Origin of the sequence: Neoroseomonas lacus, from assembly GCF_014644535.1 — a bacterium.
Taxonomy (GTDB): domain Bacteria; phylum Pseudomonadota; class Alphaproteobacteria; order Acetobacterales; family Acetobacteraceae; genus Neoroseomonas; species Neoroseomonas lacus.
This window is the reverse complement of sequence record NZ_BMKW01000009.1, coordinates 65,223-80,824: the sequence shown is the minus strand read 5'-3', so window position 1 is coordinate 80,824 and position 15,602 is coordinate 65,223. Positions and strand designations below refer to the sequence as shown.

Below are 15,602 nucleotides of genomic sequence, written 5' to 3'. Positions count from 1 at the left end.
TTGGTTGGTGCTTCGGCTGTAGCCCAGCCAGGTGGCCGCCTCAACGCTGCCGCCGGGCGCAGAAGAAGGTCGACCGCCCCGATTGCACGATCCGCCCGATCCCCGGGCAGGCCGGGCCGCAATGCGGGCAGGCCTCGCCCTCCCGCCCATAGACGGCGAAGCGTTCCTGGAAGCGGCCGAGTTCGCCATCCGCCCGGACATAGTCGCGCAGGGAGGAGCCCCCGGCGCCGATCGATTCCGCCAGCACCGCCTTGATCGCCGGCACCAGCCGCGCGGCCCGCGCCCCGGCGACGCTATGCGCCAGGCGCCGGGGAGAGATGCCGGCACGATACAGCGCCTCGCATACATAAATATTGCCGAGACCGGCCACGACGCCTTGGTCGAGCAGCGCTGCCTTGATCGGCGTCAACTTCCCCACCAGCGCGGCGGACAGCACCGTATCGGTGAAGGCCTCATCCAGCGGTTCCGGCCCAAGGCCCCGCAGCAGGCGATGCGCGTCCTCCGCCTCGGTCGCCACCAGATCCACCGAGCCGAACCGACGCGGATCGACGAAGCCGACCCGCCAGCCATGGTCGGTGGCGAAGACCAGGTGTTCATGTGCCTCGGGGGGGGCGTTGTGGCCGCGGGCGTCCGAAGCCATCCCCTGCGGCCCAAGCCGGGCCACCACCGGCGCGCCGGCCTCGCGCGCCACCATCCGCCCCGACATGCCGAGATGGATCAGCAGGCTCTCGCCACCCTCCAGCCGCACCAGCATGTATTTCGCCCGTCGGCGGAACGACAGCACGCGCTTTCCTTCGACCCGGCGCACCAGGTTCTCAGGGAAGGGGAAGCGCAGGCCAGCCCGCCGCTGTTCCACCTCGGTGATGCGGTGGCCCTCCAGCACGGCGGCCAGGCCGCGCATGACCGTTTCGACCTCCGGCAATTCAGGCATGGTCACTCCCGTATTCGCGCCCGGCACGCTATGGTGGTCTCACGATGAGCGACAGCCCCCACGACAGCGCCGATTTCGGCTTCCGGTCCGTCCCGCGCGCCGAGAAGGCGTCCATGGTCCGCGAGGTCTTCGAAAGCGTGGCCCCGCGCTACGATGTGATGAACGATCTGATGTCGCTCGGCATCCACCGGGTGTGGAAGCGCATCTTCGTCAATGCCATCGGCTGTTCGGCGCGCGAGACGCTGCTCGACCTCGCCGGCGGGACAGGCGACATCGCCTTCCTTGCCAAGGAACGGGGGGCGGGTCGCGTCATCCTGACCGACGTCAACCCGGCGATGCTGGAGGTGGCGCGGAAGCGCGCGCTGGACCGTGGCCTCGCCGCCGGGCTCGACTTCATGGTGGTGGACGCCGAACACATTCCGCTGCCCGACCGCAGTGTCGAGAAAGTGTCCATCGCCTTCGGCCTGCGCAACTGCACCGACAAGGACGCCGTGCTGCGCGAGGCACGCCGCGTGCTGCGGCCGGGCGGGCGGTTTCATTGCCTGGAATTCTCCAAGCTCGAGATCGCGGCGTTGGTGCCGCTCTACGACGCCTGGTCTTTCAAGGCGCTGCCGGCGATCGGCGAGAAAGTGGCCAAGGACCGCGACAGCTACGAATACCTCGCCGAAAGCATTCGCATGTTCCCCGACCAGGAGACGCTGGCGGGCATGATGCGCCATGCCGGGCTGGAACGGGTCGAGGTGCGCAACCTGTCGGGCGGCATCGTGGCGATCCATACGGGCTGGCGGCTCTAGCGCCCGATGCTCGCCGGCCGCCGCATCCTGCTGATCGTCTCGGGTTCCGTTGCCGCCTACAAGGCGCTGGAGCTGACGCGCCTGCTCCGCCGCGACGGCGCAACGGTCATGGCCGTCCTGACCGCTGGCGGGGCGCGCTTCGTCACCAAGGAAGCGCTCGCGGCCATCAGCGGCGAACGGGTGCATGACGACCTCTGGGCCGCCGAGGCCGAGATTGGTCATATCCGCCTCGCCCGCTGGCCCGACCTGATCGCGGTGGTTCCTGCCTCGGCCGACTTGCTGGCCAAGATGGCGCATGGGCTGACCGACGACCTCGCCACCTGCGTGCTGCTGGCCACCCGCGCGACGGTGATGGTCGCGCCGGCGATGAACCCTGCCATGTGGGCGCATCCGGCGACCGAGGCCAACATGGCGGCGTTGCGCGCCCGCGGTGTGCTGGTCGCCGGCCCCGGCAACGGGCCGATGGCCGAAGCCGAAAGCGGGCCAGGGCGGCTGATGGAACCGGCCGAGCTGCTGGCGGCCATCCGCGCGACGCTCGTCGCCGGGCCGCTCACCGGCCGCCACCTGCTGGTCACCAGCGGGCCGACGCATGAACCGATCGACCCGGTGCGCTACATCGCCAACCGCGCCTCCGGCCGGCAGGGGCATGCCATTGCCGGCGCGCTGGCCGCGCTGGGCGCCCGCGTCACGCTGGTGAGCGGCCCGGTGACGCAGCCCGACCCGCCCAGCGTGACGGTGGTGCGGGTTGAATCCGCGAGGGAAATGCTCGCCGCCTGCCAGGCCGCGCTGCCGGCAGATGGCGCCATCTGCAATGCCGCCGTCGCCGACTGGCGCACCGCGCGCGCCGCCGACCAGAAGATGAAGAAGGTGCCGGGCGCCGTGCCGCCGCCGCTCGAGCTGGCGCTGAACCCGGATATCCTGGCGACGCTGTCTGCCGCCGGCCCCGCACGCCCGCGCCTCGTCATCGGCTTTGCGGCGGAGACGGAAAAGGTTGTCGAGAACGCCGTCGCCAAGCGCGCCCGCAAGGGTTGCGACTGGATCGTGGCGAATGACGTGTCCGGCGATGTGATGGGTGGGGCGGAGAATACCGTGCATCTGGTGACCGAAGCGGGCGTCGAGGATTGGCCGCGCATGGCGAAGGAAGAAGTCGCGCGGCGCCTCGCCGCCCGCATCGCGGAGGCGCTGGCATGAACGCGCCGGTGATCGACGTCGTCCGCCTGCCGCATGCCGAGGGGCTGGCGCTGCCAACTTATGCCACCGCGGGCGCGGCCGGAATGGACCTGCTCGCCGCCGTCATGTCGCCAATGGTGATCCCGCCTGGGGCGCGCATGCTGGTGCCGACCGGGCTCCGCATCGCCATCCCCGTCGGATATGAATTGCAGGTGAGGCCGCGTTCGGGCCTCGCGTTGAAGAACGGCATCGTGCTGCCGAACAGCCCCGGCACGATCGACGAGGATTATCGCGGCGAGCTCGGTGTCATCGTGATGAATTGCGGCGACGCGCCCTTCACCGTCGAGCGCGGCATGCGCATCGCCCAGGCCGTAATTGCACCGGTGGTGCGTGCGACCTGGCGCGAAGCAGCCGAATTGCCTGACAGCGCGCGCGGCGCCGGGGGTTTCGGCTCCACTGGCACCTAGGGAGGCCTCCGTTCGCTCCGGCTCACGGGGCCCTCTCCAGGCTGTTGTTTCTGCGAGTATCTTCACCCGCGCAGGTGCTTCGACCTGATCGGGTCTGCTCTGGACGGCGCCCCGAACGAAGGGCGGAAAGGGAGGACCATCGCATGGCCATTGATGCCCGGGGACTGACCATCACCGCGGCCTCGGATGCCGCCGTCGTCGCCTATGACGATGTGGTCGAGGCCTATCTGAAGTATCGCGCCGATGCCGGGCAGCGGCTGAAGGCGGCGATGAAGCTTGACCCCGAGATGCCGATGGGGCTGGTGCTGGGCGGCGTCTTTTTCATGCTCGCCTACAACACCGCGCTGGTGCCGCGCGCGCGGTCCGCCGCTTCCGCCGCCGCACGCCATGCCGGCACCGACCGCGAACGGGCGCATGCCGCCGCTCTCGCGCTGTGGGCCGACGGCGATGTCGAGGGCGCGCTCGGTGCGTGGGAAGCCATCATGGCGGCGCATCCGCACGACATCCTGGCGTTCCGGCTGCATCACTTCTGTGCCTTCTGGCTCGGCCGCGCCGGGCAGATGCTGCGCGCCGTCGATGCCGTCGCGCCCGCCTGGTCTGCGGCGATGCCGGGCTATGGCTCCATCCTCGCCTGTCGCTGCTTCGCCAATGAGGAATGCGGCAACTACCAGGTCGCCGAGGAAGCCGGCCGCGCCGCCGTCACGCTCGATCCCGGCGATCTCTGGGCGACGCATGGCGTGGCGCATATCCTGGAAATGCAGGGCCGTCGCGGCGAGGGCATCGCCTGGCTGAAGACGCTGGAGCCGCATTGGGAAGGCGGGTCGAACCTGATGCACCATCTGTGGTGGCACCGCGCCATGTATCACCTGGAGCGCGGCGAGCATGGCGAGGTGCTCGGCCTGTACGATCGCGGCTTCCGCAACCAGGGCAGCGCGCTGTTGCAGGCGATGCCTGACCTGTACATCGATGTGCAGAACGCGGCCTCGATGCTGTTCCGCCTGCAACGCCATGGCGTCGATGTCGGCGATCGTTGGGTCGAACTTGCCGACAAGGCCGAGGCGCGCATCGGCGACTGCCTGTCCACCTTCACCCTGCCGCACTGGATGATGGCACTGACCGCGACGGGCCGTACGCAGGCCGCCGCGCGCATGCTCGATGCGATGCGCGAGGCGGCGACGCAGCCGGGCACTGTCGCGCCCATCCTGCGTGACGCGGCGATCCCGGTCTGCGAGGCGGTACTGGCCCATGCGCAGGGCGACCACGCCGGCGCGGTCGCGGCGATGCGCCCGGCGCTCAGCGTGATGCATCGCATGGGCGGCAGCCACGCGCAGCAGGATGTGCTGGAGCAGCTGTTCCTCGATGCCGCGATGAAGGCGGGGGCGCAGGAGGATGCGCGCATGCTGCTCGAACGCGTGGCGGGCCGGCATCCTGTGCCGCCCGACCGACGCGCCGGTTATGCCGAGGCGGCGCGCATCATCCCGCACTGAGCGCATGACAGCCCCGCTTCGGGGTTGCGGATCGGGCGTCACGATGCGACATGGTTCGTGGGTGTTCGGCCGCGCGATGCGACCGGGCAGGCTTTCCATGCCGGTCGGGCCGCCGGTATCGGAGATGCGCGCCCATGACCGTGCCACCCAGCCTCATGCCGACGAACCTGGCTTCGCGCCACGCCATGGCTCTGACGCACCATGGATAAGCCGGTGACGTCCCTGGCCCGGCGCCCGATGTCGCTGATGCGCGGCTTCCTGGGCAGCGAGGCGGCCGGCGGCCTGATCCTGATGGCGGCGGCCGCCATTGCCCTGGTCATCGCCAATTCGGCGCTGGCGCCCACCTATTTCGGCGTGCTGGCCACCTATCTCGGCCCGATGAACGTCTCCCACTGGGTCAATGACGGGCTGATGGCGGTGTTCTTCCTGCTCGTAGGGCTCGAGATCAAGCGCGAGATGCTCGATGGCCAGCTCGCATCCTGGTCGAACCGCGCCCTGCCCGGCATTGCGGCGGCCGGCGGCATGCTGGTGCCGGCGTTGATCTATCTCGCCTTCAATGCGGGCTCGCCCGAGACGGCGCGCGGCTGGGCTATCCCGACGGCGACGGATATCGCCTTCGCGCTCGGCGTGATGTCGCTGCTCGGGCCGCGCGTGCCGGCGGCCCTGAAGGTGTTCCTCGCCGCGCTGGCGATCATCGACGATCTCGGCGCCGTGGTGATCATCGCGCTGTTCTACACGGGCGAGATCTCGATGCTGAATCTCGGCCTGGCGGCGGCGACTTTCGCGACGCTGGTGGTGATGAACCGCGCCGGCGTCATGCGGGTGTGGCTGTATCTGCTGCTCGGCGCCGCGCTGTGGTTCCTCGTGCTGCGCTCGGGGGTGCACGCGACGATCGCCGGTGTGCTGCTGGCGTTGACCATTCCGCTGCAGCCGGCGCCCGGCAAGCCGGACGAAACGGAACATTCGCCGCTGCACATGCTCGAACACGCGCTGCAGAAGCCGGTCGCATTCCTCATCGTGCCGGTCTTCGGCTTCGCCAACGCGGGCGTGTCCTTTGCCGGCCTCGGCCTTGACGCCATCCTCCAGCCCCTGCCGATGGGCGTCGCGCTGGGGCTGCTTATCGGCAAGCTGGTCGGCGTGTTCGGGGCCTCGGCGCTGGCCATCATGCTCGGTGTCGCAACACTGCCCTTTCGCTGCTCGTGGACGCACATGGTGGGCGTCGCACTGCTCTGCGGCGTCGGCTTCACCATGAGCCTGTTCATCGGGTTGCTCGCCTTCGCCGATTACCCGCAGCTGCAGGCGGGGGTGAAGATCGGCATTCTGGGTGGGTCGTTGGTCGCCGGGCTGCTGGGGTGGGTGGTGCTGCGGCTGGCGCCGATGCCGAAGCAGGTGCGCGGGGGGTGAAGGGAGATTGGCGGGGCGCCGCCCCTCCAAGCCACCCCGCCAAATGACAGTGTCATTTGGAAAGCCATCTATTGGTGCCGGGCGGAGAACATATGTTGCGCCCGCGCAACGCGCTTCGTGTGCAGCAGCAGGTCCCGGCGTCGTTCCTGACCGGGGCGCCCGGCGCCAAGTATTGGTGTCCAGAGGCCCTTAGGCCTTTGGTGGGGAGAGCTCGAGAGGGGGCAAAGCCCCTCTCGTTCCCACCGGTCAGGACAATGAGCCGCCAGTATATGGCCCTTCGGGCACCAATGCCGGGCGCGGGGCTTCGCACCCTCTTCCATCGTGCCGAATGGACGTCATCCGGTGCCCTTGGTTGCAGGCCGGCCCCGCCGGGTCTATGCGCCCGCCATGAGCGACCTCCTCCCCCTCCGCCGCGCCCTTCTCTCCGTCTCGGACAAGACCGGGCTCATCGAATTCGGCCGTTTCCTCGCCGCGCGAGGGGTCGAGATCCTGTCCACCGGCGGCACCGCCCGCGCGTTGCGCGAAGCCGGCGTGCCGGTGAAGGACGTGTCGGAGCACACGGGTTTCCCCGAAATCCTCGACGGGCGGGTCAAGACGCTGGTGCCGCAGGTGCATGGCGGCATCCTCGGCCGGCGCGACCTGCCCGAGCACCTGGCGCAGATGGAAGAACACGCCATCGCGCCGATCGACCTGGTGGCGGTGAACCTCTACCCCTTCGAGGCGACGGTCGCGAAGGGCGCCGATTTCGACGATTGCATCGAGAATATTGACATCGGCGGCCCGGCGATGATCCGCTCCGCGGCGAAGAACCATGCCGGCGTCGCGGTGCTGACCGAACCAACGCATTTCGCCGAGATCCAGGCCGAGATCGAAGCCCAGGGCGGCACGACGCTGGCCACCCGGCGCCGCCTCGCCGCCGCCGCCTATGCCCGCACGGCCGCCTATGACGCGGCGATCTCCGGCTGGTTCGCCCGGCAGGAGAAGCAGGACTTCCCGCCGCGCCTCGCCGTCGCGGGCGTGCTGCGGCAGTCGCTGCGCTATGGCGAAAACCCGCACCAGCAGGCGGCCTTCTATGTCGATGGTTCGGCCCGGCCCGGCGTCGCGACGGCGACGCAGGTCCAGGGCAAGGAATTGTCCTACAACAACATCAACGACACCGACGCGGCCTATGAATGCGTCGCGGAGTTCGACCGCCCGGCCATCGTCATCGTCAAGCACGCCACGCCCTGCGGCGTCGCCGTTGCCGAGGATCTGGTGACCGCCTGGGACCGCGCCTTCCTGTGCGACCCGGTCTCGCCCTTCGGCGGCATCGTCGCGGCGAACCGCGTGCTGGATGCGGCGGCGGCGGAGAGGATCGCCGCCATCTTCACCGAGGTGGTGATCGCCCCTGACGCCGATGAAGCCGCGCGCGCCATCTTCGCGAAGAAGAAGAACCTCCGCCTGCTGCTGACCGGCGGTCTGCCGGACCCGGCGGCGGCGGGGATGTTCCTCAAGACCGTCTCAGGCGGTTTCCTCGCGCAGTCGCGGGATGCCGGGCAGGTGAATGCCGAAACGCTGAAGGTGGTGACCAAGCGCGCGCCCTCCGCGCAGGAACTGCGCGACCTGCTCTTCGCTTTCCGCGTCTGCAAGCATGTGAAGTCCAACGCCATCGTCTATGCCAAGGGCGAGGCGACGGTCGGTGTCGGTGGCGGGCAACCGAACCGCGTGGACAGCGCCCGCATCGCCTCGTGGAAGAGCGAGGAAGCCGCCAAGGCTGCCGACCTGCCCGAGCCGCTGGCGCGTGGCAGCGTGGTCGCGTCCGACGCCTTCTTCCCCTTCGCCGATGGCTTGCAGGCGGCCGCTGCCGCCGGTGCCACGGCAGTGATCCAGCCAGGCGGGTCGATGCGCGATGGCGAGGTGATCGCGGCGGCAGATGAGGCCGGGCTGGCGATGGTGTTCACCGGGATGCGGCATTTCCGGCATTGATCGGCGACGGTCCGGAGCTGGAGGGGCATCGCCCCTCCAGACCACCCCACCAAAGGCCTAAGGGCCTTTGGAAACCGATACCTGGCGCAGGGCAATGCGGGCATTCTGCTGCACTTGGGCAGTCGCTTTGCGCAGCGGGAGATTCCGGCCGGCGTTCTGACTGCGGCGCTCATCGCCAACGGATGGCATTCCAAAGGTCACCGCTTTATCGGGATCCCATCGGCAATGCGCAGCATTGTCGACGGCACCATGAAGGGGCGATCTTGAGGGAAAGATCCCCTCCAGTTCCGTGCCTTGCCGACAAAGGCGCTCCCCCCACCGCAGGACCCGCCACATGGACGCCCTGATCGACGGCTACCGCCGCTTCCGCGCCGAGACCTGGCCACGCGAGCGCGCCCGCTTCGAGGAACTCGCTGCCCGCGGCCAGCGCCCGCACACGATGGTCATCGCCTGTTCGGACAGCCGCGTTGATCCGCAGATGATCTTCTCGGCCGGCCCGGGCGAGTTGTTCGTTGTCCGCAACGTGGCCAATCTGGTGCCGCCCTACATGCCGGATGCGCAGTTCCACGGCACCTCGGCAGCGGTGGAATTCGCCGTTCGAGTGCTGAAGGTGGAGCGCGTCGTGGTTATGGGCCACGCTTTGTGCGGCGGCATCAGCGCCCTGCTGGGCGGCGCGCCGCCTGAGGCGCAGGACTTCGTCGCCGGCTGGATGGGTATCGCGCAGCGCGCACGCACCGTGGCGCTGCGCTGCGACGCGCCTGAGCAGCGCCAGGAGATCGCCGAGCATGAGGCGGTGCGCATTTCGCTCGAGAATCTGATGACCTTCCCCTGGGTGCTGGAAGCCGTCGCCTCCGACCGGCTGACGCTGCACGGGGCGCATTTCGGCGTCGCGACGGGCCGGCTGGTGCTGGTGCCGGCGCAGGGCGAACCGCGGATCCCCTGATCCATGGTGCGCAGGCCGTCGATTGGGCCCGCGCGCCAAGCCAAGGCTCGAGTAGCAGTCTCGCCAAGGTGCATCCTTCGTGCGGTTGGCATGAGCAGCCTCGCCCCGGCGCGGCGGTGATGCGAGACTTTCCCCATCGAGTCGGGGGAGTTCGCGATGGCGGCCGAGAATTTGGCGACACTGGGCGGCCTGCTGCTTGTCGTGCTGCTGCTGGTGGCGTTGCTGCTGCGCCGGCCGGCAACGGACCCGGTGCTGGCGCAGCGGCTGACCGACCTGCAATCGGTGCTGGACCGGCAGGGCGAACGCATCGCCGCGCTGCCCGCCGAATTCGAACGCGGCCTGTCGCGTGAGGCGGCGGCGATTGGTGAGCGCGTCAGTGACGGGGCACTCGACCAGACCAAGGCGCTGGGGGAGGGGATCGGCCGCATCGCCGACCGGCTCTCGGTGCAGGAAAAGGCGGTGCTCGATCGCCTGGCCGCCGATGCCGCGCAGCTGACCGAACGCCTGGCGCAGGATGCCCGCGCCATGGCCGAACAACGCGCCGCCGTGGTCAAGGCACTGACCGAGCACAAGGACGACACCGCCCTGCTGCGCCGCGACGTGACGCAGGGGATTGCGGAGATCCGCCTCGCCTTCGCGGAAGGCCTGGCGAAGTTGCAGGAAGCGCAGGCGGCCGAGAATGCACGCGGCCGCGACCTGCTCGACGCCAAGCTGAAGGAACTGCGCGAGAGCAATGAGGCGCGCCTCGCCGAGATTCAGAAGACGGTGAATGAGCAGCTTCAGACCGCCGTCGAGAAGCAGATGACCGAGAGTTTTGCCCGCGTTTCCGACCAGTTCACCCAGGTGCTGAAGGCGATGACGGATGTGCAGGCCGTCACCACGCAGATCGTCGACATCAAGCGGCTGTTCTCGAATGTGAAGACGCGCGGCGGCTGGGGGGAGGCGCAGGTGCGCGCGCTGCTCGACGACATCCTGCCGGCCGGGTCGTATGAAACGAACAAGAAGCTCTCCGAGGACAGCAGCGAACTCGTCGAGTTCGCCATCCGCATGCCGAATGAAGGCGGGCGCGACGTCTTCCTCGCCGTCGATGCGAAATTCCCGACCGAGGATTGGGACCGGCTGGTGATCGCCTCCGAGGCCGGCGACGCCGATGGCGAAAAGGCCGCGCGCCGCGCCCTGGAGGTGCGTGTGCGCGGCGAGGCGGCGAAGATCGCGTCCAAATACATCCGCCCGCCGCTGACGGTGGAATTCGCCGTGCTCTACCTGCCGACCGAGGGGCTGTATGCCGAAATCGCGCGCATTCCTGGCGCCATCGAGGATATCGGCCGGGCGCATCGCGTGCTGGTGTTGGGGCCCTCGCTGCTGCCGGCCATGCTGCGCACCATCCAGATGGGGCATGTGACGATCGCGCTCGGCGAGAAGGCCGACATGGTCCGGGAATTGCTCGGCGCCACCAAGGCCGAGATGGGCAAGATGGACGAGGTGCTGGTGCGTCTCCGCAAGCAGGTCGCCGCGGTGGGCAACACCATCGACGCGGCACAAGTCCGCACGCGGGCGGTGGCGCGCAAGCTGCGCGGCGTCGATGCGGTGGACGGGTCGCGCGCTGCGGTGTTGCTCGAGATCGAGGCGGATGAACTCCCGGGCGAGGGCGACGAATCATGATGCTCCAGGCACAATCCGCCATCGGCCTGCTGCTGCTGGCCCTTCTTGCCTGGGCGTTGGGTGGCTTCCGCCGCGGCGTGCCGATGCGCGTGTTCGTCTCAGGCCTGGCGCTGCAATTGGCGCTGGCGGCCGTGCTACTGAACGTCCCCTGGGCGCGCCGCGTCTTTGCGGTGATCGGCGATGGGGTCAATGCGCTCGCCACCGCGACCAGGGCGGGCACGTCGCTGGTATTCGGCTATCTCGGCGGCGGGCCGCTGCCGTTTCCGGAACCCTTCCCCGGTGCTTCCTTCATCCTGTTCTTCCAGGCGCTGCCGCTGGTGCTGGTGGTCGGGGCGCTCTCCTCCGTGCTGTATCACTGGGGGGTGCTGCCGGCGATCGTGAAGGGCATGGCAGGCGTGCTGCGCCGGCTGTTCGGCCTGGGTGGCGCAGCTGGCTTTGGCGTGGCGGCCAATGTGTTTGTCGGCATGGTCGAAGCGCCGCTGATGATCCGCGCCTGGCTGGCGAAGCTCACGCGCTCCGAGATGTTCGTGGTGATGACGGCGGGGCTCGCGACGATCAGTGGCAATACGCTGGTGGTCTATGCGCTGATCATCGCGCCCGTGGTGCCCGACGCGGCGGGGCAGTTGCTGACGGCGTCGCTGGTTTCCGCCCCGGCGGCGATCCTTGCCGCGCTGCTGATGATCCCGCCGGCGGCGGGCGAGACCGCCACCGAAGGCGGCGATGGCATTCCCGAAAGGCTTTACGACAGCTCGATGGATGCGCTGGTGCGCGGCACGCAGGATGGGCTGAACTTGCTGCTCGGCATCATGGCGTCACTGATCGTCTTCGTCGCGATCGTCGCGCTGATCAACCTGGCCCTGGAACCGCTCACGGGGCTGACCTTGCAGGCCATCATGGGCTGGGTGCTGTGGCCGGTCGCCTGGGCGATGGGCGTGCCGGTGGCGGAATCGGCGACAGTCGGCGCCTCGCTCGGTGTGAAGATGGTGGTGAATGAATTCGTCTCCTACCTCGCCCTCGCGCAGTCGGGCGGGGCGGGGCTGTCTGATCGCTCGCGGCTGATCCTGACCTATGCGCTGTGCGGGTTCTCCAACCTTGGCTCGGTCGGGATTATGGTCGGCGGGATGACGGCGATGTGCCCGGAACGGCGGCAGGATATCGTGAAGCTGGGGCTGCCGTCGCTGATCTCGGCGACCATCGCCTGCTGCATGACCGGGGCGGTGGTGGGAGTGTTGACGGCGCCGTAAGGTCGAGGGGCGGCGCCCCTCGAGCATCCCGGCAGGAAACTCACGCCGGCGGCCCAGTCTGTTGACCGGAGGGGGAAGGTTGGAGGGGCGCCGCCCCTCCAAACCGCCCCGCCAAAGTGCAGTGCACTTTGGAATGCCCTCTTTTTGCGCTGGGCACTGAACGCATCCTGTAGCCGCGACGCGCGCTTCGTGCGCAAGGGCGGGTTTCGCCACCCCTGCTGACCGCTACGCAAAGCGCTAAGTCGAGGTTTCCAAGGGCCCTTAGGCCTTTGGTGAGGAGACCGCGAGAGGGGCAACGCCCCTCTCGGTTCCTCCATTCAAGGTCAAGGGTCGCCGGTATAATTTCCCCGCACCTACAGCGGCGCCGTGCACACGCATCACGTCGCCGCGCGCCACAGCCGCACAAATTCCTCCAGCTCCGCAAGGTTCACGTCGGACACGGCCCAAAACACCATGTCGCCTTCCCTCCAGCGCAGCAGGTGATAGCCGGAGATGGTCGACGCCGCCGGCTCGCTCGGCCGCAGGCTGTGCGACGGCCACAGGAACAGATTGATGACGTGCCGCGCCCGCCGATACACCAGCGCCGCCACCGCCCGCCCTTCGATATGGTCGAGCCGTCCGCCTTCCAGCGGAAATCCCTGCGCGGCCAGGTCGCGCACCGGTGGCGCGAAATCCAGCCTGCCATCGAACCACGGCTTCACCGTATGCCGGTCGGACGACGCCACATCGAACAGATGCGCCGCCTGCAAAGACCGCAGATGGCTTCCCAGTACCTGCTCCGCGACATCGCTGCCACGACGGGGCAGCACGACCAGCGCGACGCTCGCCGCCGCCGCCATGCCGGCGACGAAGGCCGGAATCTGTCGACGCAGCAGCGCACGTCGTGGCGGTGGCGGCGCGGCGACGGGCGCCATCTGCGCGGTGATCGCCGCGCGCAAGCGGTCCGGCGCGCGATGGTAGGGCAGCTCCCGCCGCAACCGCGTCGAGACCGCGGCGAGGTCGCGCCGCGCCGCGGCACAACCCAGGCAGGTCGCGACATGCGTCGCCAGTTCGGCGGCGCGGCCGGCATCGAGCTCGCCATCGTGGTCGGCCTGCAGCAGCAGGATCCTGTCCTCGCAGGGCTCGCTCATGGCGTCGTTCCTTCCACACAGGCGCCCGCCAGCGCACGGCGCGCGCGCCACAGCCGGGACATCACGGTGCCGACCGGCACGCCGGTGGTGCGGGCAATGTCCCGGTAGGACATCTCCTCGACCTCCCGCAGCACGAGGCATTCGCGCAACTCGACCGGCAGCGCGGCGACGGCGGCATCGAGACCCTCGCGCGCCTGCGTCTCGGCCAGGACGGCTTCTGGATCGGGTGCGGGGTCGGGCAGGTCATCGAGTGGACCGGCGACGTCGCCGGCCGGGGCTTCCAGCGCGACCTCGCCCCGCGCGCGGCGGCGCGACAGCCAGTCATAGGCGGTGTTGCGCACGATTTGCAGCAGCCAGGCGCGACCGTCGCCACCACGCCAGCCCTCGGCATAGCGCAGCGCGCGCAGGGCGGATTCCTGCACCACATCCTCCGCCGCGCTCGGGTCGCGCAGGAGCCAGCGGGCGAGGTTGAACGCCGCGTCCAGATTGCCGGTGATGGCCTGCTCGAGCCCGGGCGGCGGGGCCGATCGCGGAAGCATGCTGTCGGAGATCCTCCGCTCAATTGCCGTGTCGCGCATCCAGCCGCCGCAGGCCGGGCAGCATGCTCACCAGCACGCCGTCGCGTCGCAGATAGTGATGATGCAGCGCCGCCGCCACATGCGCCCCGATGAACACCAGCAGCAATGTCGCCACCGCCTCGTGCAGGCCGAAGCAGGCATGGGCGAGCGCCCGATCGCGCGCCACCAGCGTCGGGATGGCAAAGAGGCCGAAGGGTCGCACCGTATTGCCGGCCGCCTGGCTGGCGATCAGCCCGAACAGCGGCTGGGCCAGCAACAGCAGATACAGCGCCGCCGCATGCAACCGCGCGGCGATGCGTTGCAGTCGCGGCACATCCATCGGCAAGGCCGGGCTGTGGCCGACACCGCGCCGGACCAGCCGCACCAGGGTCAACAGCCAGACCAGCACGCCGGCCGAGCGATGCACCATCAGCTTGACGGCGTAGGCGGTGTCGGAGGCCTCATCGACCGGCATCCAGATCGCCGCGAAGACGACCAGGATCAGTCCGGCACTGGCCCAATGCATCGCCCGTGCGGCGGCGCTGTGGGTTTGCGCCGCCGTCATGTGACCATCACCACCGCCTGCATATGCGGATGCAGGGAGCAGAAATAACGGTAGGTGCCAGGTTCGGCGAAGGTGAAGCTGAAGCCCTCGCCGGTGCCCATGGTGCGCGATCGGAAGACGCGCGGTGTCGCGCTGCTGACGACGTTGTGCGGGCTGCTGTCGCGGTTCTCCCAGGTGACGGCGGTGCCGGCGGCGATGCGCAGCTCCATCGGCTGGAAGGCGTAGTCGTCGATGACGATCCTCGCCGTCGCGGCGCGCGCCGCCGGGATGACGGCGAGCGTGAGGGCGGCGCCGGCGAACAGCTCGCGCCGGCGCATCGGGGGCAGGGACATCGCGTCAGGCGCCGAGCGGCGTGTCGATGATGGCGAGGGGGCGGTTGCCCTCGACCCGGCTGACGCGGGTGACGCCGAGCACGCTGCGCAGCCGGTCGGCCGGCAGGTTGCGGATCGGCCCGGGCGAGGGCGCGCTTCCCGGCGCGGGCTGCGGGAAGGCGGTGGACCGTGCCGTGTGGAAGGCGACGTGGCCTTCCACCTTCTGGATGATCTGGTGGATATGGCCGTTCAGCACGGTGACCGAGCCGAAGCGCGCGAGCAGGCGCATCGCCTGTTCGGAATCCTCGGTGCCCCAGCCCCAGGGCGCGTGGATCGTCCATAGCGGGATATGGGCGAAGACGACGATGGGCTGGCTGGCGGACCGCCCGCGCAGATCGGCTTCGAGGAAGGCAAGCTGCGCGGCGCCGATCTGGCCGAGGCCACCGGCCTGCAGGTTCACCACATTGTTCAGGCCGATGAAGTGGATGCCGCCGGCATCGAAGCTTGACCAGCCGCCAGGCCCGGCGCCGCGGCCGAAGCGTTCGAGGAAGGCGCGGCCGTCATCGTCGATGACGTCGTGCTCTCCGGGCACGTAGCGCATCTCCAGGCCGGAGCCGCCGAAGATCTGTTGTGCGGCGTCGAATTCGGCGGCCTTCGACAGATGCGTGACGTCGCCGGTGTGCAGGACCAACGATGGCCGCTGCGTCGAACTGCCGAGCGCGCGCAGCGCTTCGGCCGTGGTGCCGGCGACATCGTTGTACAGCGGCGTGGCGAAGCCGAGATGGCTGTCGCTGACCTGGGCGAAGGTGAAGCCGGCGGCGGCGGCGGTGGCGGCCTCGGCGGTGCCGATCAGGCTGGCGCGGGGCACGCCGCCCACCACGCTCCAGAGCAGGCCGGTGCCGGCCCAGAGCATGCACTCGAGCGTGTCGCGGCGCGTGGGTTCGTCCATGGCGGTAATCCCTTCGGTTTCGG

General features: G+C 69.3%; 15 protein-coding genes. 9 read left to right on the top strand and 6 right to left on the bottom strand.

The window, feature by feature from the left end:
- Nucleotides 1-40: 40 nt before the first annotated feature.
- Nucleotides 41-931 carry a bifunctional DNA-formamidopyrimidine glycosylase/DNA-(apurinic or apyrimidinic site) lyase gene (gene mutM, locus IEY36_RS18170; RefSeq protein ID WP_188969289.1) on the bottom strand — a complete coding sequence of 297 codons (891 nt, stop codon included), beginning with the start codon at nt 929-931 and terminating at the stop codon, nt 41-43.
- Nucleotides 932-975: 44 nt separating this feature from the next.
- Here mutM and IEY36_RS18165 point away from each other — a divergent pair, with 44 nt between their 5' ends.
- The 9 genes from IEY36_RS18165 to IEY36_RS18125 all read left to right on the top strand — a co-directional run bounded on the left by IEY36_RS18165 (nt 976) and on the right by IEY36_RS18125 (nt 12,067).
- Nucleotides 976-1,725 (top strand): class I SAM-dependent methyltransferase, encoded by a 750-nt coding sequence (locus IEY36_RS18165; RefSeq protein ID WP_188969287.1) that lies wholly within the window; start codon nt 976-978, stop codon nt 1,723-1,725.
- A gap of 6 nt (nt 1,726-1,731) precedes the next feature.
- Nucleotides 1,732-2,916, top strand: a complete 1,185-nt coding sequence (coaBC, locus tag IEY36_RS18160) for a bifunctional phosphopantothenoylcysteine decarboxylase/phosphopantothenate--cysteine ligase CoaBC (protein ID WP_188969285.1) — start codon at nt 1,732-1,734, stop codon at nt 2,914-2,916.
- A complete protein-coding gene (gene dut, locus IEY36_RS18155) occupies nt 2,913-3,362 on the top strand; it encodes a dUTP diphosphatase (RefSeq protein ID WP_188969283.1) in 450 nt (149 codons plus the stop codon). The genes coaBC and dut overlap by 4 nt, the downstream gene beginning before the upstream one ends.
- A gap of 143 nt (nt 3,363-3,505) precedes the next feature.
- Complete coding sequence (locus tag IEY36_RS18150; RefSeq protein ID WP_188969281.1) at nt 3,506-4,849, top strand: tetratricopeptide repeat protein; 1,344 nt, start codon at nt 3,506-3,508, stop codon at nt 4,847-4,849.
- 213 nt (nt 4,850-5,062) lie between these two features.
- A complete protein-coding gene (gene nhaA, locus IEY36_RS18145) occupies nt 5,063-6,253 on the top strand; it encodes a Na+/H+ antiporter NhaA (protein ID WP_188969279.1) in 1,191 nt (396 codons plus the stop codon).
- Nucleotides 6,254-6,640: 387 nt separating this feature from the next.
- Complete coding sequence (gene purH, locus IEY36_RS18140; protein ID WP_188969277.1) at nt 6,641-8,218, top strand: bifunctional phosphoribosylaminoimidazolecarboxamide formyltransferase/IMP cyclohydrolase; 1,578 nt, start codon at nt 6,641-6,643, stop codon at nt 8,216-8,218.
- 334 nt (nt 8,219-8,552) lie between these two features.
- Nucleotides 8,553-9,161, top strand: a complete 609-nt coding sequence (locus IEY36_RS18135) for a carbonic anhydrase (RefSeq protein WP_188969275.1) — start codon at nt 8,553-8,555, stop codon at nt 9,159-9,161.
- Between the two features lie 156 nt (nt 9,162-9,317).
- Nucleotides 9,318-10,823 carry a DNA recombination protein RmuC gene (rmuC, locus tag IEY36_RS18130; protein ID WP_229681407.1) on the top strand — a complete coding sequence of 502 codons (1,506 nt, stop codon included), beginning with the start codon at nt 9,318-9,320 and terminating at the stop codon, nt 10,821-10,823.
- Nucleotides 10,820-12,067, top strand: a complete 1,248-nt coding sequence (locus IEY36_RS18125; protein ID WP_229681406.1) for a NupC/NupG family nucleoside CNT transporter — start codon at nt 10,820-10,822, stop codon at nt 12,065-12,067. The genes rmuC and IEY36_RS18125 overlap by 4 nt, the downstream gene beginning before the upstream one ends.
- A 377-nt stretch (nt 12,068-12,444) precedes the next feature.
- Here IEY36_RS18125 and IEY36_RS18120 read toward each other — a convergent pair whose 3' ends face one another.
- From IEY36_RS18120 to IEY36_RS18100, 5 genes are read right to left on the bottom strand one after another with little or no spacing between them, the layout of a single operon-like run.
- Nucleotides 12,445-13,197, bottom strand: a complete 753-nt coding sequence (locus tag IEY36_RS18120) for an anti-sigma factor family protein (RefSeq protein ID WP_188969273.1) — start codon at nt 13,195-13,197, stop codon at nt 12,445-12,447.
- Nucleotides 13,194-13,736 carry a sigma-70 family RNA polymerase sigma factor gene (locus tag IEY36_RS18115; protein ID WP_188969271.1) on the bottom strand — a complete coding sequence of 181 codons (543 nt, stop codon included), beginning with the start codon at nt 13,734-13,736 and terminating at the stop codon, nt 13,194-13,196. Before IEY36_RS18115 ends, IEY36_RS18120 begins: the two co-directional genes overlap by 4 nt.
- 19 nt (nt 13,737-13,755) lie before the next feature.
- The gene (locus tag IEY36_RS18110) at nt 13,756-14,319 is read right to left on the bottom strand and encodes a cytochrome b (protein WP_188969269.1); all 564 of its coding nucleotides are present in this window, start codon (nt 14,317-14,319) and stop codon (nt 13,756-13,758) included.
- Complete coding sequence (locus tag IEY36_RS18105) at nt 14,316-14,651, bottom strand: cupredoxin domain-containing protein (RefSeq protein ID WP_188969267.1); 336 nt, start codon at nt 14,649-14,651, stop codon at nt 14,316-14,318. The genes IEY36_RS18110 and IEY36_RS18105 overlap by 4 nt, the downstream gene beginning before the upstream one ends.
- A 4-nt stretch (nt 14,652-14,655) precedes the next feature.
- Nucleotides 14,656-15,579, bottom strand: a complete 924-nt coding sequence (locus tag IEY36_RS18100; RefSeq protein ID WP_188969265.1) for a metallophosphoesterase family protein — start codon at nt 15,577-15,579, stop codon at nt 14,656-14,658.
- Between the last annotated feature and the right edge of the window lie 23 nt (nt 15,580-15,602).